This is a genomic window from Paenibacillus sp. LS-5, assembly GCF_056121505.1.
In genome coordinates, this window is sequence record NZ_JBWAVA010000097.1 from 1 (window position 1) to 257 (window position 257).

Genomic DNA, 257 nt, shown 5'->3' on the forward strand with positions numbered 1-257 from the left:
GGGAACAGTGACAGCCGGATTGGCCGCCGCCGGCCGTGCCTGCGCAACATTGGCTTCGACGTCCCTGCGCTGAATCCGGCCCTTGGGGCCGGAGCCCGCAACGGACGCAAGGTCGATCCCGCTTTCCCTTGCGATCCGCCGCGCCAACGGCGTTGCGCGGACACCGTCCGCGACAGCAGGCAGGGTTTGCGCGACCGCGGCAACCGGCGCGGCAATGGCGGCCTCCAGCGGCTTGCTGGGAACGGCAGGCTCGACCG

The 257-nt window shown here is 71.6% G+C and carries 1 protein-coding gene; it reads right to left on the reverse strand.

Features of this window, described 5'->3' with window-relative positions:
• Positions 1-257: E3 binding domain-containing protein (locus AC0MA3_RS26615; protein WP_474658364.1), on the reverse strand; the 257-nt coding region annotated here is incomplete at both ends.